This window comes from Taibaiella soli (assembly GCF_003236175.1).
Taxonomy (GTDB): Bacteria; Bacteroidota; Bacteroidia; order Chitinophagales; family Chitinophagaceae; genus QKTW01.
The window spans coordinates 108,542-131,121 of sequence record NZ_QKTW01000007.1; the positions used below are offsets into that span (position 1 = coordinate 108,542).

Sequence of the window (22,580 nt, forward strand, 5' to 3'; positions counted from 1 at the left end):
AAGTTACATAGTATAAAAATGGTGCCTCTGCTGCTGCTGTAAATCAACTAATTAAAAAAATAAAAATTCAAGAAATGGTGAAACGTGAAATGCCAGACTTTAATGCATTACATGTTCTTGCGCCTTAGTGCCGTCGCGAGACTTTTTTATTTACAGTATGAGCTTTGCGTTTCAGTTTCTTACGCGTCTTTGCGGAAAAATTTTAGAAAAATGAGCGTAACTGTCAATTGTCAACTGTTCACTGTCAACTAAATTTGTGCCTCATGAGTTTACAAGCCTGGTTTCAGATTTTTATAGCGCAGCTGCAGGAAACTTCTCCATGGGAATGGATTGCCATGGTTTTTGGGGTGTTGAGCGTGTTATTAGCACGGGGAAATAAAGTTGGTTTGTATCCGACCGGTATTGTCAGTACTGTAATTTATATCGTCATTTTCTGGACGGTAAAGCTTTATGCAGATGCTTTGCTAAATGGTTACTATCTGGTTATGAGCATTTATGGCTGGATTCTCTGGACCCGTAAAAAAGGTACAGCCATTACCATTCATCGTTCAAATACTAAAGAATGGATTATTGCGTTATTAATAGCCGGGATAGGATGGGCGTTCCTTTATTTGATTCTGCGAAGTTTTACTAATTCCGATGTGCCATTATGGGATGCATTTGTTTCTGCTACAGCCTGGAGTGGCATGTGGTTGCTGGCAAAACATAAAATCGAGAACTGGATTCTGCTCAATATTTCCAACCTGGCCGCGATACCGCTGTATGTTCACAAACAGCTGCCGCTTACCGCCCTGCTCACTGTTTTATTATTTATTGTAGCTATTTTTGGTTTCTACGAATGGAAAAAACTTTTGCGTACACAGTCCGCTCCGCAGTCATCAGTCTTGTCTTCCTGATCTGGTTATTGCCCGCAGCGCATGCCCAGAATATGGAATTGCGTATGCTGGAATCAATACAGTCCGGCAGAACAACCACCGGTGTGCAAGTGGCAAACGGAATATCCAATACAATTTATCCGGTAGCAGCTGGTGCTGTAATAGGCGAACTGGCTTACGGCTATCTGGCTCATGATAAAACATGGCAGACAAATGGCTGGCAAATGGCTGCAGGCCTCACCGTCACACTCGGTGCTACCTATATTTTGAAGAACACCGTAAAGCGGGAGCGTCCATTTCAGAAATATCCGGAGCAGGTAATTTCCGATTCCCACACTAATGAATATTCTTTTCCTTCAGGCCATACATCTACCGCATTTTCGCTGGCAACCTCACTTAGTTTGCAGTGCCCGAAATGGTATGTCATCGCCCCTTCATTTTTATACGCCGGAGCTATCGGTTATTCCCGTATGTACCTCGGCATGCACTATCCTTCAGATGTAGCAGCTGGCGCCGTTATTGGCGTTGCTTCTTCCTGGATTACTTACAAAGGCACGCAATGGTTGCAACATCGTAAGCAAGCAACTAAGAAACCGGAAACATTTTGAGTATCAAGAAAATTGTAGTTATCGGGCCGGAATCAACGGGCAAAAGTACTTTGAGTGCAGATCTGGCCAAAGCATTCAATACCGTTTGGGTTCCTGAATTTGCACGTGATTATCTGATAGCACAGGATGGTTTTTATGAGGAAGAAGATTTACTGACGATTGCTAAAGGTCAACTGGCTCTGGAAGAGGAAGCTGGGGTAAATGCAAAAGATATATTGGTCTGTGATACTGATCTGTATGTTTTAAAAGTCTGGAGCGAGCATAAATACGGCCGTTGCGATAATTGGATACTGGAGCAGATTGCACAACGGAAATACGATTTGTATTTACTCACCTATATTGATGTGACCTGGGAAGATGATCCATTAAGGGAACATCCCGACGAAGAAATGCGCAATCATTTCTATAATGTCTACAGAGATATTGTGATGAACAGCGGTGTACCATGGATTGACGTTCGTGGAACTGAGACTGAAAGATTGAGCGCCGCCAGTCTGGCTATTAAGAATATGTTTAAGGTGCATTAATCAGCTTTAATTTTATTTCTTTGTTCCATGAAAAACAGGCGCTACCTCTACCTGGTTATTTTTGCCATACATATTCTTATTTCGCTGGTTGCATTTAAGGATTTCCGGATCGACCCGCAAAATTTTGCCTTTTCTAATGTGGAAGACGGTCTGAAAAATACTTTTACGCTTCTGTCTTATGTAAAAGAACCGGTAAGCCACGACGGGATTTTCAAGTATAACGCGATGAACTATCCCTTCGGCGAATATGTTTTTTATACCGACAACACGCCATTGTTTTCCATCTGTTTCAAATGGTTTTGTCATCATATCTATGATCTTTCCGATTACACTTTCGAAATATTCCAGACGACATTAATACTGGGTATTATACTGAGTGGGTTGTTGTGTTTTTATATTTTCAGAAAACTATTTCGCGACGATCGCTTTGCGTTTCTGCTGGCTGTTTTTCTGCCATGGATTAATATGCAGGTGATGCGCATCTGGCGCGGCCATTTCAATCTTTCTTATTCTTTTCTGATTCTGCTTGCTATTGCTTTTAGTATCATGTGGTATGAGCGGAGGGAGCATCTGCGTAAAAGAATCTGGGTCCTGGCTGCCTCTGTATTGCTGGGTTATTGTGCGTTTTTTATTCATGGATATTATTTGCCGATCGTTACAGGTTTTCAGGCAGCCATTCTCCTTATTTATGGATTATACAACAGGAAAACCAAAGATGGCAAGCAGAGTCTGGTTGCTTCTGTTGCGCTGCCGGTGATTACTGTAGGCTTCACACTTGCGACGCTATTAGCATTTGATAAGTTTTATGCATTCCGTAAAGATCAGAATGGCGGTTACGGCTGGGATGAGATAAAAGTGCATTTCGGTGCATTGGTAACCAGTCAGGATTTCTATACTATACCGTTCCCGCTGCGTAGCATGAAATGGAATTCTGATGCAGAAACTTTGGCTTTTCTGGGGAATTGCGGACTCTTCGCAGCACTGTTTATGTTACTGCTGATTTTATTTCGGAAGGCGGAGCGCAGTCGTTTTAAAACTATTCAGAAAGAGTTTTTTAATGATCCGCTCAAAGCCTCTTTGTTTTGGGCAGGTCTGATGATGTTTTCTATTTCTATCGGCGAAACTTACAACACTGATGGTTCGGATGGGTTCATGGTTTACAATCTGTTCAATCCGTTCCTGTATCTTCACTGGTTTACCAACAGGGTGCAGCAATTCCGCTGCCTGGGCCGTTTGGCATGGCCTTTCTTCTTTAGTTTTTATGTATGGGTGATTTATACGCTCATCGCAATGACAAAGCATTATACCATAAAACAGAAATGGACAGTGCTGATTGCATTTGCATTTTTCGGCGGCATGGAGATTAAAGACTATGTTGATAAATTTCAAAGCGTGCATAAAGACAATGTGCTGAGCAAAAAAAATGCGCCCGACTTTAAGCCACTGAAGCTTGATTACAGTAAATACCAGGCATTCGTTCCAATTCCTTATTACACGGTAGGAAGCGAGGTTGGTGATTTCGTGTTGGATGATTATGGTCCGGTTTCTTTGTTCTCATTCCAGTTTCAGATGCATTCAAAACTGCCGATGATGGCGTGTAAATTAAGTCGTACGGTTCCGGAACAGAGCCATATGCTGCTTACATTATTTGCAAATGATAGTCTTTTACCTGAACTGAAAAGCAAATTGCAGCCGAAACCGGTATTAGTTTGTTATGATAAAACAGCGGCTGCAGACCTTTCTTTGGGCGTTGTACCAGGCGAAAACCGTGCCGTAGCAAGAGATTATTACTTGAAAATTAATCAGTTTCCGCAAAGAAATAAGCTGAATGCTATTGACAGCTTCGGGAATATTGTATTTTACGAGTGGTACCCAAAATTGTAATCTTCGTGCAGCTATCCATCATACTTCCTTGCTATAATCCGCTTCCTGGCTGGCACGAGCATATTATTACAAGCATTGAAAAAATCCGGAAAGAGATTGCCGGCGTAGAGCTGATTCTTGTCAATGATGGTTCTCCGGTAGATTTGTCGCGGGATATAGCGGTGCTGAAGAAAGAAATACCTGGCCTCAAATACATTCATTACCACGAAAACAAGGGTAAAGGCAACGCCATTCGCACCGGCTTGTCGAAAGCGGAAGGCCGTTATATCATCTATACAGACATTGATTTTCCGTACACGCATGAAAGCTTTATGCGGATTTACGAGACATTGATCTCTGATAAATGCGATATCGCTGTAGGCGTAAAGGATGATCTGTATTATGAGCATGTGCCCTTACTGCGAAAATGGACTTCCAAGACGCTTCGTTTTATGACCAGCCGCTTGCTGCGCATCAGCATTACGGATACGCAGTGCGGGCTGAAGGGTTTGAATCAGCATGCTGCCAGGATTTTGGAACAAGGTCAGATCAACCGCTACCTTTTCGATCTTGAGATGATTTATAATGCGGAACGCATGCATCAGCGCTTATTGCCCGTGCCTGTGTCGCTGCGTGAAGGCGTTAGCTTTTCTAAAGTGAAAATGAAAATACTGGTGCGTGAGTTTACCAATTTCATGACCATCATTTCTCAAAAGCGCAGCTAAAAAATAAAGGACAAGCAACGGTTTTTGCATTGGGTAGTTTTTTGCAATCTGCAGGTTTTAATCACTTTTCATATAAATCGTAACTTCATGTACATAACTTTTTCACCATGTTGTTACATATTCATCCTGATAATCCGCAGCAGCGAAATATCAATACGGTCGTAGAAAGTCTCAGGAAAGGCGGCGTGATCATTTATCCTACAGATACGATTTATGGTCTGGGATGTGATATTTACAACACAGCAGCAATCGAGCGCATTTGCCGTATTAAAGGTATTGATCCGAAAAAAGCGCAATTTTCCTTTATCTGTTCCGATCTCAGCAACCTGAGTGACTATGCCAAAAGCATTGATACGCCTATATTCCGCATTCTGAAGCGTGCATTGCCCGGGCCGTATACATTTATTCTGGAAGCAAGTCGCGAAGTGCCGAAATTACTGAAAACAAAAAAAGATACGGTTGGTATTCGTGTGCCCGATCATAAGATTACTCAAATGCTCGTCCGGGAATTAGGACATCCGATTATGAGCGTTTCTTTGCCGATGCAGGGCGATGTAGAATACTATACTGACCCTGAGCAGATGCACGATCTTTTTGAAAAACTGGTGGACATTGTTATCGATAGCGGCCCGGGAAATATTGTTCCTTCAACGGTTGTAGATTGTACCAGCGGTGAACCGGAACTGATTCGTGAAGGTGCAGGCCCGTGGGAAGGATTGTTTGATTAAAATAGCTGATGGCTGATTTCAGTTTTAAGTGATAAGTTGTAAGTTTTAAGTCTGGGGACTCACGACCGACAATTGACAACTCATAAATAGATCCGACATCAGCGATTTGGCCTATTTTTGGGCCATGTACACAAAGCAGGACGAACAGCAACTATATAAGCAGGCAAAAGATCTTTTGGCGCTCACAGCGGTAAATGATCCGGCTGCAACGATTGATCAGCTTAAAACGATTATCAATTTTGCCGACTGGAAATATTATGTACAGGACGAGCCTGTTTTGGCTGATATTGAGTACGACCAGCTTTTTAAACAATTAAAACATCTCGAAGGCGCTTTCCCTGAATTACTCACAGAAGATTCTCCAACGCAACGTATAGCGCAGGGAATAAGCGAGCGTTTTCCAACCGTTGCACATCTTGTGCCGATGCTCAGTCTTGACAATACTTATAATGCTGATGATCTTTCTGATTGGGATCGTCGTTGTCGTGAATTGGCAGGTACGGATAAAATTGAGTATTGTGTAGAGCCAAAATATGATGGCGCGAGTATTTCGTTGATTTATGAAAATGGAAAGCTGGTGCGCGGTGCAACGCGTGGTGATGGTGTGATGGGGGAAGAAATTACTACTAATATCCGCCAGATAAAATCAATTCCGCTGGCAGCGGATTTTTTGAAAGATGGTGTCGGGCAAATCGAAATCCGCGGTGAAGTGGTTATTCATAAAGAAACATTCGCAGCCTTTAATCAGCAGCGTACAGCAGAGGGCCTGGCGCCGTTAGCTAATCCGCGCAATGCGGCCTCCGGAACATTGCGGATGCTTGATCCTGAAGAAGTGCGTAAACGCAGATTGTCTGCCGTCCTATATCACATTAGTTATTACACACAGCAAGGCGAAAAGCCGGAAGCGTTGAATACACACTTTGGTTCGCTGCAATGGTTGTACAGCCTGGGTTTCCCGACGCCGGTAAAAGAAATGAAACGTTTCGGCAGCATTGATGAGGTCATAGAATTCTGTCATGCATTTGAAGAACGCCGAGATGATCTCCCTTACGAAGTAGATGGGCTTGTTATCAAAGTAAACAGCTTCGATATGCAGGATAAAATGGGGATGACCACACACCATCCGCGTTGGGCTGTAGCGTTCAAATTTAAAGCCAGGCAAGCTACAAGTAAATTACGCCGCGTAGAGTTTCAGGTGGGTCGTACAGGTTCTGTAACACCAGTCGCGAAAATTGATCCGGTGCCTATTGGCGGGGTGACTGTAAGTTCTATTTCATTGTTTAATGAAGATGTGGTTCGCGAAAAAGATTTACATATCGGCGATACTGTGTTGGTAGAACGTGCCGGCGATGTGATTCCATATATTGTAAAACCACTTGCGGAATTACGTGATGGAACAGAAACCGAAATAGAGTTTCCGAAGAATTGCCCGGTGTGTGGTGAAGCGCTTGAAAAACCACAGGGAGAAGCCGTTTGGCGTTGCATTAATATTAGCTGTCCGGCGCAGGTGGTAGAGCGCATTATGCACTTTGCCAGCAAAGATGCAATGGATATCCGTAGCCTCGGCGGCGCAAATGTGCTTCGTTTTTATGAGAATAAAATCGTGACAGATATTCCGGGTATTTATCACATCAATTGGGATGAAGTAAAAGGCTGGGAAGGTTTCGGTGCCAAGTCCGTTTCTAATCTGAAGCAAGCGATTGAAAATTCAAAACAACAACCGCTCAATCGGCTGATTTATGGTCTTGGTATTCGCCATGTTGGTGAAACAATGGCTAAGACTCTGGCGAATGCGGTAGGTCATATCAAAGAGCTGTATGACTGGACAGAAGAGCAACTGATTGCACTCGAAGATGTTGGTCCGAAGGTTGCAGCATCTGTAGCGCATTTCTTCCATGCGCATGAAAACCGCCATATGCTGGATTTACTGGAAAAGGAAGGCGTGAATCTTGCCAATCAGTTAAAAGGGCACGCGGGTGTAGAAGGTGAGTTGTCGGGTAAGACATTTTTATTCACTGGTACACTCAGCCATTTCAAGCGCAGTGATGCAGAAGTGATGGTAGAAGCTAAAGGTGGCGCCATTCTCGGGGGCGTAAGCAGTAAGCTGAATTATCTTGTTGTAGGCGAAGACGCAGGTTCTAAATTAGAAAAAGCGAAGAAGCTGGGAACCGTAAATATTCTTACAGAAGAAGAGTTTCTGGCGTTGATACAATCTTAAATCGTTGATTACCGCGTGAGTTGGTAATTGTCGGTTGTGAGCGCCATATTATTTAATTTAAAAAGGTTGTCCATAGGGACAACCTTTTTTATGTTCTTTTTGAGTTCGCATCGTTTTAAGCAATCACAGCTTGATGCTTGCAACTGTCGAAGGCTTAAATGCTCGGATCAAATTGGCACCAGGCAATTTTTATACTTGTTTTATTGTTCGCATACTCCTGCATTACTACGGCGTATAGGCCGGTTGATTCGTTATAGTTTGCACTTTCCAGCTGGCAAGGTTTTGCTTCACCCGCTGCCGGTGTTCCGAATAAATAAGATTTAGTCAATTCCCGTTTGCGGTTCAATGTATAACATATTGCGTTGCTGTAGTCAAAGTTCGTTACAGCATTGAGCGTATCAGTGATTTTCCTGTCAAAATTCTCAACGAGGTCATTTACCAGAATATGATAATTACCTTTTACGGGCAATACCTCAAACGATGCAAACTGGCTATAGTGGTCTTCTGCAGCCATGTCCCGGAACAAATGCCGTGTGGTATTTCTTCGCGAAAGATCTTCAGCTTCGTACAAACTATACAACACTTGCTTTTTCGGTATAACCAGGCAGAAAACAGAAGAACCGTTATCATTCAGAATATTCACAGCAAGGTGACCAAGGTAAGTCTGGTGAAAATCTTTTCCTTTTTCATGTTTGAAATAATCGTGCTGCATTTCATAGAACACAGCCGAGGCGCCGGTTTTGCTGGTGTGCATACGCAGTGGTATCCAGGCTGAAGGCGTCATCGTATCGCGCATGCCCGCAGTTTTTTCGTTGATTTTATCTTCTTCGATAACACTGCTGGACGCTACCGAAAAATCGGATTTTGCAAAGGAGAAAAAATAAGGAACAGGGAAATAGGCAGTCTCTTTGTTTTCGCCCACCTTCTCTTCTGTTGAATACATATTCATGGCCATCATGTTTTCTGTTTCCGCAAATTCGTTAGGCGTAAAAACAGAAAAATAGGAAGGAATTCGATCGTCAATTTCCACTTTTTGCAAACTGCAGGCAGTGTCATTTTCATTAAGTCTTGCATTGTACAGATATTGCTTAAACTGTCCGTCGGCAATCTGTATATATAAGCTAAAACATGCATAAATGGCGTCTTTTTCAGCATTAAAACCATTGTAGCGCATGGTGTGCAACTCCTCGAATGGTTTATCGATACTTACTTCGCGCAGTTTTTCATTTTTAGAACTCCAGATGCTGATTTTTATTTTTTCATCCGGCATAAACGCCAGGTTTTTATAATGCAGGATTGCATACTGGTCTTTGCCGGAAAATTGCTGTACGTAAAAGATCGTTTCATTTTTGAAAGTCGGTGCACGTTCCACAACCTCTTCCTTAAGCAGCTTTCCTGTGTTCGCGTCTATACGCAGGCGCATGAGCGACATGCGGCTCAGGTATGGTTGTTGAATAAACAGCACTGCTTCGCCATTAATGTCAAACAACCCTTTAAAATCTGCCTGGTTCAAAGCGTTGATGTCTACTATTTCGCAAGTATGTTTTTGCGAAGCAATTTCCTTGTGTGATTTATCAAACACTTTTAAGACGATTCCTTTGTAGGGCTCAAAATGGAGGAGTAATGTGTTGCCGTTCCTGACCTGCAGCAGCTTGTTGTAACCCACCGCGGGGATTTCGATAGGATCGCTGTAAACGATTTTTGCAGCTTGTGCGCCGGCTGCGGTGTAAAGCAGCACTGCGGCGAATAGAGTTATTAGTTTTTTCATTTTTTAAAAGAATGCGGACGCAATTTAATATTCCTCATACACAAAAAGAGTAGCTATTTTTGATTATGATCAGACCAGCAACTAGAGCAGACGCGGATTTTGTGGTGCCATTAATCGTGAAAGCGCTAGTGCCGGGGGCGTTTCAATTGACAGGTTCTGGCAGCGAACAAGAGGCTTATCCAGTCGTGAAAAAGTTTTTTCTTCAGGAAATAAACAGACATAGCTATCGCAACGCATTGGTTTATCAGGATGCGAAGCAAGGCGTCATTGGTTCCGTTGTTTTTTACAATGGTGATGAAGAAGAAGCAATGGCTCAGCCGATCAATGATTTCCTAAATGCTTATTATGAGGATGAAGAAGAGCAGTATTTGTTTGAGGCAGAATCCGCATCCGGTGAATTTTATATTGATACGATAAGTGTTCGTGACGACTTCAGAGGGAAAGGAATCGGGCAACAACTGATTGAAGCCGCATGTGCCGCGGCTAAATCAAGAGGCGCTACTAAGATGGGGCTCATTGTAGATGATGAAAATCCGCTGGCAAAAAAATTGTACGAACGTATAGGTTTCGTAACCGTCGGACAAAAGCAATTGTGGGAGCATAGTTACGACCATATGCAGCGAAATTTATGACTGGTGAAGTATTATGAATGCTTTGCGTCGTAGTGAGAAAAAAGCAGGATAAAATGGACTACCCGTTCAGAGACTCCTTTTGGGGATGGGGTAAAATATAAAAGCCTCACGTGAAGCGAGGCTTTCAAGGGGATAACCAGGAATTGTTTTGGAGAGAATTTCCTGGAGAGAAAGAGCCGATTTTGTGCGAAAGCGATTTTTACATTTCCTACATCGTCTATTAACTTTCAATCACTTTCTATTACAAAGATCAAAAGGAACGGATATTATATCAACGAGCCTTTTACGGAATTTTTCACGCTTTTTTCACTGAGCCTTTACCGTAAAAACCCGGTGTTAATTTGTAGATTTGCCCTGGACCCCGAAAACGCTGAATTTGACCTTAGTTGTGATTTTGTTGACGTTTATTTATATATTTGAGATTGAAAGAGTTTCTGCCGGCTGGCAATTCTGAAGGGGGAGCAACTTCAGTCAAAAAAACTTCAGGGACATTTTCTATCTGTAAAAAGCAGTTTACGACTGCGGTTGTTGCGGGTATTTAATTTATTGTGTTATGGATTCTACGAAATCAATCAGTGTGGCAATTGCTGAAGATATTCCCATACTCCGTCGCGGAGTATGCCAGTTAATATCTTCTTACGATGGTTTTAAGATCGCCGTGGAAGCTGGAAACGGACGGGAGTTATTAGATCAGCTAAATGGACATGGTAACGAAATTGATATCTGTCTGCTTGATATTAATATGCCCGAAATGGACGGGCACAAAACTATTGAAGTATTAAAGAGCAAATGGCCCAATATTAAAGTGCTGGTCCTTTCTATGTACGACGATGATTTCAATATCATCAGAATGCTGAAGAGCGGCGCCAATGGATATGTGCTTAAAAATAGCCAGCCCGAAGAGTTGCGCCGTGCATTAAGTGAGGTATACCAGCGCGGATACTATCATTCCGATCTGGTGAATGGCCGTTTATTCCAGTTATTGCATCGCAAAGAAGAAGTAAATTCCGCCGAGCTTACCGACAAAGAAGTACAGTTTTTATCTTACTGCTGCAGCGAGCTTACTTATAAGGAAATCGCAGAAAAAATGCGTCTCAGTCCGCGTACGGTAGAGGGTTATAGAGACGCAATATGTGAAAAGTTAAGTGTAAAATCCAGAACGGGATTGGTAATGTATGCGCTACGCATAGGTGTAGTGCCGTATAACGAATAAGATTGTCAGGAAAGTAATTTCTGACGAAGCATAAATTCCAGCTGGTCATTTGAGATGGCCAGCTTTTCATTCATCTCTTTTTCTTCCAGCTTTTTCAGGTATAAATCGTAGGCACGGAGAATTGTGTCGTCTAACTCCTGCTCATTCCAGGGTTTTGACAAGTAGTGAAATATTTTTCCCTTGTTTACGGCATCAATTACAGCATTAATATCTGCGTAACCAGTTAGCAAAATGCGCATTACATCTCCATGTCGATCTAATATGGATTCCAGGAACTCCGTACCGGTCATTCCGGGCATTCGTTGATCCGTAATGATAACATGTATTTCATTATTGTCCAGTAACTTTATGGCCTCTCCGCCACTTATGGCAGTCATTACATCATACTTTATGCGGAACGTAGCTTTAAAAGACATGAGATTATGCATCTCATCATCTACATACAGTATCTTAATTTTTTTATCTGACATTAAAATTAACGGAATAGATTGTGTTAGAAAAAGTTACGCCCTCATTGCAATATAAGAAATAAGTCTTATTTTTCAAAATGATCATACTCGAACATATCACAAGTCAACAATAAATCATTTATGCATTTACATTTTGAGCACCTCAAAGGTAAAAATGAAGCTTCAAATCAGATATACTCTCCCGTTTTTTTTCAATTAAATAATTCTGGTCATCGTTCTCAACTTAATACATTACTAACTAATAATGAAATTACATTAATAAACGATGATATACATAGTCAAATCCGGGAATTATTAAAAATCCGTCATCCTTTTCGTCGCATTGCAGAAGATGAATATCCAGGAATGATTGATGCCCATCTTAACGGAACTGACGCTGAAGAATTCGGCTTGTGGGTATATTATCCCTGGAGTAAGAGGTTGGTGCACATTCTTCCGGAAAAAGAATTTATAGAAGTAAGAACCAGTCGCAATCAGCATAAAATTACCGAAGAAGAACAAAATATTCTTGCGGGCAAAAAGATTGGCGTTATAGGGCTTTCGGTTGGGCAGTCCATTGCGCTGACGTTGGCTATGGAGCGAGTTGGCGGTGAGCTTCGTCTGGCAGATTTCGATACTGCGGAACTCAGCAATCTGAATCGCATCCGTACCGGTATTCACAATCTGGGTTTGCTCAAAGTGATCATGGTGGCTCGTGAGATTGCTGAGATAGATCCGTTTTTACAGGTAAAGATTTTTAAAGAAGGCCTGCAGGATGATAATATTGAGGCATTTTTCGGTAAAAACGATGAAACACTTGATCTGCTCGTAGAGGTGTGCGACGGTCTTGATATGAAAATCGCAAGTCGTTTTAAGGCGCGCGAAATGCGCATACCAGTGGTGATGGATACAAATGATCGTGGTATGCTGGATATTGAGCGTTTTGACCTGGAACCGGACCGGCCGATATTGCATGGTTATGCCGGCAGTTTAACCCCAGATGATTTAAAATCTATCTCGGAAGCAGAGCGTGTTGGATATGTGTTGAAAATGATTGGTGCAGACACACTTTCACCGCGCATGAAGGCATCTATGATGGAGTTGGGACAGAGCATTGGTACCTGGCCGCAAACCGCGTCATCGGTGGTTTTGGGTGGCGCTATTACCACCGATGTGGTTCGTCGTATTTTGCTGGATCAGTTTCATGAATCTGGCCGGTACTATGTAGATCTTGAAAAACAGATCAGCGATCCGGGCCATGCCAGAAACAGTATTCATTTTAATTCTGAGTTACTGAGACAGGAAGCGCTGGGTATTTTCGGGGAAGATATCACGCAACCGGGTTTTGAAGCGCAGGACAGTGCCTATATTGATTCGCTCATTCAATTTGCAAAAGAGCAGAATAAATTATTCAAACGTTTTCCTTTCACTTTCCGGAAAAATGGCGACAAACTGATCATTTTTGTGAAAAGGAGTGAAATTCTCGGCAATAGTTACCTCTGTGTGATGGGGGGGATGATTGCTTCGTTTAATTATAAATTGAAGCTGGATGGCAAAAAACTGGAGGCAACCATTGTCGCTCATAATCAGGAACAACCTTATTTTGTTGTAGGGTTCAAAGCGGGTGAAAAAGAGTTAGTAATGGCTAAAAGCCTTTCCCCTCTTAGCTTTCTGGAGTCGCAAGGAATAAAAATTAACTGGGCAAAAGATAAGGATGTGGTAGCCGATTCGTTATCGGAATGTGAACGACTACTTCATTTTATACCACAAACACATAAGTTTTACTATAATTACATTCGTTTTTCGCCACAAGGGGAGGGAGTGGCCTATGAAGACACTGGTTTGCCGCCAACGGCAAAGCCGGTATATCTTATGGCGTCAGATCCTTTAGCGATTCAGCACGTAGGTAAATGGAATAAAGGAAAGGCACTTAGTCTACTTGCCAAAATGAGATGGTCCTCATTTCAGCAGATAGGTCTGATTGATGCCAATACGCAAGATGCCGCGTGCCTGATCAGCCTTGGAGAAAAATTGCAATCATTGATATGGATGTCAGATGCCGGACAGGTCTTCCTGAATGACAGCATTCCGCAGTTGTTCGGAGTGGAGGATTTTCCGGAATTTTACACAGAAATACACCTATTAAAACAAAGCCTCATTACCAATTTTGAAACGGATCCTGGCAACGCGCTTTTTGTGTGCGGTATCAGATCTGAGCAATAATGGTAACAGTATCTTCAATCCAGGTATTAACTTGAAGACTACCCGAAATGATAAAGATCAGGGCTTTTAGGGCAATAGATGATTACGATGCATGTCAGAAGTTTATTCTCGGACATCAGAGAGTGCTTGAGGATATCGGCGTCAAGAAGGTAACTTCTTCGAAAAATGATTGGGCGGAAAATCCTGCAGCATTCGTAATTATCGTAGAGTCTTTAGACGGAAGCAAAATTTATGGAGGTTCGCGCGTCCATGTATCCGGCGGCACACAATTATTGCCGATCGAAGAAGCGACAGGTTTTATGGATAAGTCCATATATGATATTGTTAACGAATATGCGTATAATGGAACGGGGGAAATATGTGGTCTCTGGAGTTCAAAAGAAGTAGCAGGGCTGGGGATTGGAAGTATGCTAATTCCCGCTGGTGTAGCTATTATTGAACAAATAAAACTGGACAGTCTCTTTGCGCTTTGTGCGCCATATACAGTAAAAATGGTGGAAAACGTGGGTTTTGATCTGCTGGATCGTGTTGGTAACAAGGGTACCTTCTATTATCCCAAACTCGATCTCGTGGCTACTGCTATGGTACTCGAAGATCCGATAACTCTTTTTAAGGCCGATCCCGAAGGGCGTCAGCAGGTTTTTACTATGCGTCAGAATCTGAATGGTCAGAGAGTAGAGGTGCCCCGCTGCAAAGAGCTGGAGATCGATTTTCAGCTGGAAATACCTAATCTGGATGCCTGGTTTAAATCCGGAATACTAAAAAAAAATTTATATCTATAATTGATGAGAAAGCGAGCACTACTACTATTACTCTTAATTGTTAGTTTTTGGAGCATGGTATCATATGGCCAGGCGCACATTGTTTACGACAGTAGCATTAATGGTCATTTTATAGGCAAATACTGCAGCGTGTTTTCTGATACGGCTGCGGTTTCACCTTTTCAGAAAGTAGTTGGCAATCCCGGATTGTTTACGCCTTCGCATGGTGACGTGATCAATCTCGGCGTTGATAACAAAATACACTGGGTGAAATTTGCGGTTGTCAACGGATCTTCCGAAAATAAAATAGTGATGAACCTGGCACACTCCATTATTGATGACGTGGGCCTTTATGTAGTTTATCCGGATGGGCATATTGACAGCACTTTGGTGAAAGAAGCCATGCCGGTAGACCAGCGGGAGTTTAAACATCAAAACTATATTTTCAATCTGCGCATAGCTCCCGGCGACTCCGCTGTCTGCTATCTGAGTCTGAAGGGCAGCAAACAAATATTAGTGCCGCTGTCGCTCGACAATACGCCTTCTATCGTTTATAACATAAGCATCACAGATCTGATTTCCGGTATTTATTTCGGGATTATGATCGGGATGCTGCTCTATAACCTGTTTGTGTACTTCTCGGTTCGTGAAAAAAGCTATCTGCATTACGTGCATTATATAGTTTGGGTAACACTTACGCAGGCTGCATTGCAGGGATATGGACATCGTTTCCTCTGGTCTCACAGCGTGTGGCTGACAGAAAATATGGTAAATATCTGCGGTGCACTATCGGGTATTTCGGCGCTGTACTTTGTGAAATCTTTTTTGCAGACGAGAAAGAATGTACCAAGGCTGCATCTGATACTTAATCTGATTATCATAAGTTATTTGGTTTCACTGGTGTTGCTGGTTTTCAACCAGAGAATAGTCAGCTACCATCTTATTGATATGAACGCCACTCTTTGTGTGCTTTTTATCCTGTATTCGGCATTTCGTCTTTATCAGAAAAAATACAAACCAGCCCGCTTTTTCATCATCGCATGGACATTGTTTCTTGTAAGCTGCTGTGTGTTTGTGATGAAAGATTATGGTTTGTTTGCCTACAATATGATCACCTATCGCTTTTTGCAGGTAGGGTCGGCCGCTGAAGTGATCTTGCTGTCATTTGCACTCGCGGATAATATCAATATCCTGAAAAAAGAAAAAGAAGAATCACAGGCGGAAGCATTGCGTATTGCGAAAGAAAACGAACGGATCATCAAAGACCAGAATATTGTACTCGAGGCGAAAGTGAGCGAACGCACTGAAGAATTGAAAAGTGCCAATGAAGATCTTAATATTGCGATGAATACCTTGAAGGATGCGCAGACGCAATTGGTGGAATCGGAAAAAATGGCATCGCTTGGTCAGTTGACTGCGGGAATTGCACACGAAATCAATAACCCGATTAACTTTGTTACTGCCAATGTAAGTCCGTTGAAACGGGATATAGCCCTGATCATAGACACACTCGGCAAGTTTGAAGAACTGGCATTGGGCGATGAAATGGATCAGGTGGCCAAAAAACAAAAGGTTGCATCGTTGAAAGAGGATATAGAATACGATTACCTGATGACTGAAATTGATTACCTGCTGAAGGGTATCAGTGAAGGCTCAGAACGTACGGCTGAGATCGTAAAAGGGTTGCGTATTTTCTCGCGTGTAGATGAAGACGATCTGAAAAAAGTAAATATTCATGAAGGCGTCGATTCTTCGATCATCATTGTGAATAGTCTGCTCAACGATAAGATCAAAATTGAAAAACATTACGGCGATTTGCCGTTGGTGGATTGTTATCCGGGTAAGCTCAATCAGGTATTCCTGAATATTATTTCAAACGGTATCCATGCCATCAATAAACATTTTGACGGTAAGTCTGGCGGGATAATTTCAGTTTCTACCAATCAGTTGGGTAAGGATCATGTACAAATTCATATCAAAGACAATGGTATGGGGATGGACGAACAGACCGCCAAGAAAATATTTGAACCATTCTTTACAACGAAAGACGTCGGAGAAGGCACTGGTTTGGGGCTTTCTATCGTGTACAACATTATTAAAAAACATAACGGAACGATTGAGGTGAATTCAGAGCCAGGACTTGGCGCGGAATTTGTGATAACAATCCCTATTAATCAATAATTAAACGAAGTATGAGCGGAAAAATAAAAGTGCTGTATATCGATGATGAAGTGAATAACCTTCATAGTTTTCGTGCGGCCTTTCGTGTCGACTATCAGGTCTACACCGCTAATAGCAGCGAGGAAGCCGCTGCACAATTGAATGCTAATCCGGAAATAGCAGTGATCATCAGCGACCAGCGGATGCCTAATATGACCGGTGTAGAATTTTTTGAAGAGATCCGGGCCACACATCCGTCACCGGTGCGCATGCTCATAACCGGTTATACCGATGTTGAAGCTGTAATTGATGCGATTAACCGTGGTCAGATCTTCCGCTACATTAAAAAACCGTGGTCTGAAATAGATATCAGGTCTGCAATTGAAGAAGGATATAGCTATTACCTTACTTCTTCTTTGCTGACTGAAAAAAATAAAGAGCTCCAGAAAGCATACAACGAACTGGATAAATTTGCCTACAGTGTAACACACGATCTGCGTAGCCCGATTTTAAGCGTGCTGGGCGCTATCAACATTGCGAAGCAAACGGATGATATAAGTGAGATCAAAGAAATGGTGGGATTAATGGAAAAGGCGATGCAAAAGCTGGATGATTTTATTCACAACATTCACGACTATTACAACATGCGCCGCGGCGAGCTGGAAATACGCGATGTAAACTTCGATAATCTGGCTGCACAGCTGAAAGATATGTTTGAGTTGGTAGGCAAGACAAACAACGTAGAGTTCATTATCAATAAAGATGTGCAGTCTGCTTTCAGGAGCGATGAAACTTCTTTGTTGATTATTCTGAATAATCTGCTGTCAAATGCCTTTAAGTACCAGAAGAAAAACATTGCGCATAAGTTTGTGCATGTAGACATCAGTGTAAAAGACAACACGGCAGTCATTACGGTTGCAGATAACGGAATCGGTATACACGAAAACTATCTGGATTATATCTTTGATATGTTTTACAGAGCTACTTCCGAAGAATTTGGATCCGGTTTTGGCCTGTACAATGTAAAAGATGCGCTGAATCGCCTGAACGGCGATATTAAAGTTACCTCCAAGAAAGACGAAGGCACAAGTTTTATAGTAACGATACAGGGCAAATAGAATAAATGGACGCTTCTCAGTTTCATTTCATAGTTATAGACGATAGTTTTTTTGATTGTCGCATCGCTGAAAAAGTTATTCAGAACGTAGGTAATCCTGCGTCTGTAAAGGTTTTTCAGAATGCGGAAGACGCTATTCAATACATCCGGCAGATTGATGATTATTCTGACGGCAAGAAAATAATTCTTTTTGTAGATATCCAGATGCCGCTGATGGATGGTTTTGGGTTTGTGCAGGAGTTTGAGACTTTGCCTGCGGAGGTTAAAGACCGTTATGCATTTTATTTTGTTACTTCTTCCATTAATGAGAATGATATTCGCCGCAGCGTTAATTTCCCTAGCGTGCGGCGGTTTCTAAACAAACCTCTTACAGTAAATGTGGTTAGAGATCTGCTGGAGACTGTATAGATCTAGTGTAGGTCAAAAATTTCTTTCGCCATCTTGAACGTATTGCAATGTGCCGTCACAATCTGGCGTACATCTGCTGAGTAACCTCCTCCCATAGCTACTGCAACTGAAAGTTTTTGCCTGCGGCAAAGAGAAAAAACGATTTCGTCACGATGTTTGCAATCCGTCAGCGAAAGCTTCAGTTTGCCTAATTTATCAGTAGCCAATACATCTACGCCGGAAAGATAAAAGACAAAATCTGGTTGCACAGAAGCAAACAAAGCCGGCAGTTCCCGTTCAAGCATGTTTAAGTAATCGATGCCTGAAGTGCCGTCCGGCAGCCCAATGTCGAGACTGCTGGTTTCCTTCCGGAAGGGATAGTTATGTTGGCCGTGGACGCTAAATGTAAACACACGAGGGTCGTCTTTAAAGATCGCTGCTGTACCGTTTCCCTGATGAACATCCAGGTCAATAATCAAGATCTTTTTTGCCAGTTGATGATGTAATAAATAATGGGCCGCTATCGCAAAATCGTTAAGGAGACAAAATCCTTCGCCTTTATCGGGGAAAGCATGGTGCGTGCCGCCTGCTACGTTGAGCGCAACGCCATTTTGCAACGCGATTAATGCGCAATCGATAGAACCCTGCGCAATCCGGATTTCACGTTCTACCAGTTGAGCCGACAGCGGGAATCCGATGGCCCGCATTTCACGTTCGGTCAGTTGCTGGTTTTTCATCCGGCGCCAATAATCCGCATCGTGTGCACGTAAAATGTCTTCTTCGGCGGCAGGCTGCGGCGCAAATAGATTGGCTTCCGTAATAACTCCTTCATAAATCAGCTGGCCGGGAATGAGTTCATACTTCGCCATGGGAAAGCGATGACCGTCTGGCAGCGGGTGTGCAAAAATGGGATCGTAAGCGATGTATTTCATCAAGTGTAAAAGCGGGGCAAATTTACAGGTTCCGTCATGGAAAACATTGCTACAGAAATGCGGGGGAATTTTATTAAATTTGTCCCCTTGTTCTTTGATAGCTGGTAAATTTTCTATTTACTACTCAGCAACTTAGCGTCTGTTTATTTGAGCAGGCGCAGCTACAAAACCGGGGCCGACTGGTTTTGACAGCATAGGGCAGGGTAAGTAAGCATGCCGTGCGTTGGATAATTAGCACGTAAATCTGAATACCCGAACTTTCAAATGGCAATACTCAGTATGCCATGGCTGCCTAATCAGAGATTAGTGTAACCATTTTGGCCGCCGCGTGTAGTTGCCCATAGCTACTGCCGCCGCCTAAATCAAACAAGAATGGGCTAGGGTTATTTGTTCTGCGCAGATAACGCGAAATTCAAGCAGATAAGAAACAGGTAAGTTTGTCCGGTCCTGTCCTGTTTCCGACAATCGATTCCGGAATAAGCATGTAGAAAGCTTATCGGGCATATGTTTGGACGCGGGTTCGACTCCCGCCGGCTCCACAAAAAAGCGTTCCAGGTCTTGATCCGGAACGCTTTTTTTATTTAATAAGTTGAAAGTCGGCCAACAACTCGACCAGTCTTCTGAGATCATCTAAGAGAAGACCCGGCTATTTAATCTTCGTAGTGTCGATATACGCTTTCGTAGTATCGATATACACTTGATTAGCGTCATTCCATGTCTCTGCTAGCCGATGCGTATCCGAGCAAGTATTGACCGATAGAAGCTGGCTTTCAGGTGCTGCCGGCCAAGGACGAACATACACTTCATATTCGACCCCCATGTCAAACCCAATGCCACAGCCGGCAGCGTAAAGATCTTCCTCATAGACTTTACACTTGGTTGTTTTCTGTTCCCCTTTTAGCCATCTGATAACCTTGAATTCAATTTCATAAAGACCAATTGAATCCCGTAAGTTCCTTACACCTATTACTTCGCCCACAAATACCATCTTGGCGTTCGCCATATGAACCCACATAGACAAAACACAGTCGCAGGCGGTTCCTTTGAAAGTTAGCAGCAGAAGGAGCAGCATTATCAATTTGCGGATTTGCATAGTGTTCGTTTTTACATTGCAATTTTTTTCTAAGCAAACGTATACACTAACAACGATAAATGACATGGCATTTTATTGGGAAATTGAGTCGCTTGTTTTTTGTGTTTTTAGTTACGGTTAAAGCGTCTGTAATCCTTGCTGGGTCTATTGTTAAAGATTTTTCTGGTGAGTAAATAAATACGAGCTTTGTATTGCGTAAGGGAGGTGACTGGCGCTGTTTTAGCTTCACAATCCTAAAAAAATGGCACCAAAATTTCCGAAAGCAACAGGGGTATGGCGGGAACAATTTGTTCCCGCTTTTTTTATTTGTTCCCGTAGAGGAGTAAAAAATCCGGTCCGACGGTTTTGAAAGATCTGATGTTTTGGTTTTGCAGCGTAACATCAAAAAAAGGATGCCGGCTCAATAGAGAGCCGGCATCCTGGTTAAACCACTTGTTCCCTTCTAAAGCACCATTATCTTAACGTGGAATGCATCTTTACCATCGCTGATATAGATTACATAAACGCCACTGGTTACGTTTTCGAGGTTAAACACTGTATGTCCGGATACTGAGATATTTTGTCTTGCAATAACCCTGCCGTTGAGGTCTAATACAGTAATGACAGTGTTGGTCATGTTTTCCGGAGACTCTACGGTAAATGTACCATGAGTTGGATTCGGATAAACCGTAAACTGTCCAGCTGTAATAGGTGAGATTACTGAAGTAGGAGTTGTGACTGCCGGTTTCATTTGACCACAAAGCGGAATGTTGTAGCCAATGAACTGATCACATCCGTCGAATGTTTCGTTAATCAGCGTTACTGCGTCATTCACGTTGGAATAAGAAGGAACAGTAATGTTGTTCGGTCCTAGTTGTCCCGGAATGAGTGCACCGCCCAGCACTTGATTCGCCAGTGTCAGCAGATCAGCGATTGTAGCGTTAGTCGTACCGTTGTTGGTGAGATAGTTGGCTACACTCGGAGTCATTTGGTGTTGCGACATTGCGCCAGAGCTAGAGCTACAAGGCACAGTGGTTGCAGAAGAACCACATCCGGTCGTTGATTGCGTTACCATATAACCTTGCTGTATTGGTATGGTGAGCAAGATGCCATTCTTCATCCGGCCATTTAAAGCCAGTGTAATGGTTTGTGATAACAACACATTGTTGATCCTGCCATTTTTAAGATAGTTGGTCGCAAAACAAGATCCGTTTGTTGTGCTGATGGTACATTGTCCGGTGTAAGTCAAGCCAATTGGTGTACTACCGCCAGGCATCACTGCGTTAACAGTTGCTCCGGAGCCCATTGGTATCAGTATGGATTTAGGTCCAATACCGATGATCATATTGGTGGCGAGCAGCTTGTTGATGAGTGCTGTAGGGCTTGAGTAGAGGGTATCGCCATCGCAGGCTTTTCCATTACCGCCGTAGTAACCTTGTGTGACAGTACAGCCGATCGGGCCGCAATTGTTGACAAGGATTTTTACACTGTCGGTCTTAGTACAACCGTTTGAATTGGTTACAGAGTAAGCCACTTTGTACATACCCGGAGGGACGAGATTTGTGTTAAACTTGCCACCCAGCAGTGTGCCCAGTTGTGGACTAGTCCATGTACCACCTGAAGGTGTAGCTGTGAGCGTAATGATTGCACCTCTACATACTTCCTGATTGGTGAGCGTTAATGTAGGTACTGGATAGGTTGTGTCTGTTACCATGGTTGGTAAGCTAGAACAGCCGTTGATACTTTTACAGATTACCCAGTAGCTAGCAGTTGCATTCAGGTTTGGACTGTAGTTGCTGCCAAAGAATACGCGTGTTGTCAATGACGAGTTGCTATACCATAACAGGCTGTCGCAGTTAACACCGCCGGTAGCAACCATAGTTGGTGAACCCGGACCACAGTGCGCCGCTGGTGTTACGCCAGGAGCAGCAGGACGAGGATTAATCGTAGCTACTACCGGAACAGAAGCACTGAAGCAACCTGCACTGCTCTTACAAGCTACCCAGAAAGTGGTAGTGCTTTGCAAGTGTGGACTGTAGCTAGATCCTGTTGCCACCTGCATGGTGCGTAAAGAATCCTGATACCAGATCAGCGTTTTGCAACTAGTGTCGCTGCTGTTAGCTGTCAAATTTACAACGCCGGTATCACAACGCATGACTGGTGGCGCTGTCGGATTAGCTGGTAATTTGCTGATAGTGCCAATAACCGGAACAGAAGCGCTGTAACAACCCGCACTGCTCTTACAAGCTACCCAGAATTTGGTAGTGATTTGCAGGCTTGGACTGTAACTAGCTCCCGTTGCCACTTGCATGGTCCGTAAAG

19 protein-coding genes and 1 other RNA gene are annotated in these 22,580 nt (G+C 42.9%); 15 read left to right on the plus strand and 5 right to left on the minus strand.

What is annotated here, in order from left to right:
* Nucleotides 1-263: 263 nt before the first annotated feature.
* The 7 genes from pnuC (at nt 264) to ligA (ending at nt 7,544) form a co-directional block, all read left to right on the plus strand.
* On the plus strand, nt 264-896 hold the full coding sequence (gene pnuC / locus DN068_RS05115) for a nicotinamide riboside transporter PnuC (RefSeq protein ID WP_110997815.1): 633 nt from the start codon (nt 264-266) through the stop codon (nt 894-896).
* Nucleotides 809-1,483, plus strand: a complete 675-nt coding sequence (locus DN068_RS05120; protein WP_243630110.1) for a phosphatase PAP2 family protein — start codon at nt 809-811, stop codon at nt 1,481-1,483. The genes pnuC and DN068_RS05120 overlap by 88 nt, the downstream gene beginning before the upstream one ends.
* A complete protein-coding gene (locus DN068_RS05125; protein WP_243630108.1) occupies nt 1,480-2,010 on the plus strand; it encodes an AAA family ATPase in 531 nt (176 codons plus the stop codon). The genes DN068_RS05120 and DN068_RS05125 overlap by 4 nt, the downstream gene beginning before the upstream one ends.
* A gap of 27 nt (nt 2,011-2,037) precedes the next feature.
* Entirely contained in the window at nt 2,038-3,894 is a 1,857-nt protein-coding gene (locus tag DN068_RS05130; RefSeq protein ID WP_110997817.1) for a hypothetical protein, read from the plus strand.
* Nucleotides 3,895-3,899: 5 nt separating this feature from the next.
* Nucleotides 3,900-4,598 (plus strand): glycosyltransferase family 2 protein, encoded by a 699-nt coding sequence (locus tag DN068_RS05135; RefSeq protein WP_165836285.1) that lies wholly within the window; start codon nt 3,900-3,902, stop codon nt 4,596-4,598.
* A gap of 107 nt (nt 4,599-4,705) precedes the next feature.
* Nucleotides 4,706-5,326, plus strand: coding sequence for an L-threonylcarbamoyladenylate synthase (locus tag DN068_RS05140; RefSeq protein ID WP_110997819.1), 621 nt, complete (start codon nt 4,706-4,708; stop codon nt 5,324-5,326).
* 124 nt (nt 5,327-5,450) lie between these two features.
* Complete coding sequence (gene ligA, locus DN068_RS05145) at nt 5,451-7,544, plus strand: NAD-dependent DNA ligase LigA (RefSeq protein WP_110997820.1); 2,094 nt, start codon at nt 5,451-5,453, stop codon at nt 7,542-7,544.
* 154 nt (nt 7,545-7,698) lie between these two features.
* On the opposite strand, the gene DN068_RS05150 is transcribed toward ligA, so the two are convergent.
* Entirely contained in the window at nt 7,699-9,312 is a 1,614-nt protein-coding gene (locus DN068_RS05150; protein ID WP_110997821.1) for a hypothetical protein, read from the minus strand.
* Between the two features lie 65 nt (nt 9,313-9,377).
* On the opposite strand from DN068_RS05150, the gene DN068_RS05155 reads away from it, so the two are divergent.
* Together DN068_RS05155 and DN068_RS05160 are read left to right on the plus strand one after the other, a co-directional pair.
* The gene (locus DN068_RS05155; protein ID WP_110997822.1) at nt 9,378-9,944 is read left to right on the plus strand and encodes a GNAT family N-acetyltransferase; all 567 of its coding nucleotides are present in this window, start codon (nt 9,378-9,380) and stop codon (nt 9,942-9,944) included.
* Nucleotides 9,945-10,497: 553 nt separating this feature from the next.
* A complete protein-coding gene (locus tag DN068_RS05160) occupies nt 10,498-11,157 on the plus strand; it encodes a response regulator transcription factor (protein ID WP_110997823.1) in 660 nt (219 codons plus the stop codon).
* 5 nt (nt 11,158-11,162) lie between these two features.
* On the opposite strand, the gene DN068_RS05165 is transcribed toward DN068_RS05160, so the two are convergent.
* Nucleotides 11,163-11,627 carry a response regulator gene (locus DN068_RS05165; RefSeq protein ID WP_110997824.1) on the minus strand — a complete coding sequence of 155 codons (465 nt, stop codon included), beginning with the start codon at nt 11,625-11,627 and terminating at the stop codon, nt 11,163-11,165.
* 120 nt (nt 11,628-11,747) lie between these two features.
* Between DN068_RS05165 and DN068_RS05170 the strand changes: the two genes are divergently transcribed.
* The 5 genes from DN068_RS05170 to DN068_RS05190 are packed head-to-tail and all read left to right on the plus strand — an operon-like array spanning nt 11,748 to nt 18,275.
* Nucleotides 11,748-13,829, plus strand: a complete 2,082-nt coding sequence (locus DN068_RS05170) for an Rv1355c family protein (RefSeq protein WP_110997825.1) — start codon at nt 11,748-11,750, stop codon at nt 13,827-13,829.
* 47 nt (nt 13,830-13,876) lie between these two features.
* Nucleotides 13,877-14,611 carry a hypothetical protein gene (locus tag DN068_RS05175; RefSeq protein ID WP_110997826.1) on the plus strand — a complete coding sequence of 245 codons (735 nt, stop codon included), beginning with the start codon at nt 13,877-13,879 and terminating at the stop codon, nt 14,609-14,611.
* Between the two features lie 54 nt (nt 14,612-14,665).
* A complete protein-coding gene (locus tag DN068_RS05180; RefSeq protein WP_165836286.1) occupies nt 14,666-16,771 on the plus strand; it encodes a sensor histidine kinase in 2,106 nt (701 codons plus the stop codon).
* A gap of 11 nt (nt 16,772-16,782) precedes the next feature.
* Nucleotides 16,783-17,868, plus strand: a complete 1,086-nt coding sequence (locus tag DN068_RS05185) for a hybrid sensor histidine kinase/response regulator (protein ID WP_110997828.1) — start codon at nt 16,783-16,785, stop codon at nt 17,866-17,868.
* Between the two features lie 5 nt (nt 17,869-17,873).
* Nucleotides 17,874-18,275, plus strand: a complete 402-nt coding sequence (locus DN068_RS05190) for a response regulator (protein ID WP_110997829.1) — start codon at nt 17,874-17,876, stop codon at nt 18,273-18,275.
* A 2-nt stretch (nt 18,276-18,277) separates the two neighbouring features.
* Here DN068_RS05190 and DN068_RS05195 read toward each other — a convergent pair whose 3' ends face one another.
* Nucleotides 18,278-19,186, minus strand: a complete 909-nt coding sequence (locus DN068_RS05195) for a histone deacetylase family protein (protein WP_110997830.1) — start codon at nt 19,184-19,186, stop codon at nt 18,278-18,280.
* 171 nt (nt 19,187-19,357) lie between these two features.
* Between DN068_RS05195 and ssrA the strand changes: the two genes are divergently transcribed.
* Nucleotides 19,358-19,728: a transfer-messenger RNA gene (gene ssrA, locus DN068_RS05200) on the plus strand.
* 104 nt (nt 19,729-19,832) lie between these two features.
* Here the strand turns inward: ssrA and DN068_RS05205 are convergent.
* Nucleotides 19,833-20,279: a hypothetical protein gene (locus DN068_RS05205; protein ID WP_110997831.1), complete on the minus strand. Its 447-nt coding sequence runs from the start codon at nt 20,277-20,279 to the stop codon at nt 19,833-19,835.
* Nucleotides 20,280-20,721: 442 nt separating this feature from the next.
* On the minus strand, nt 20,722-22,580 hold a 1,859-nt coding region (locus DN068_RS05210; protein WP_133254084.1), incomplete at its 5' end, for an Ig-like domain-containing protein.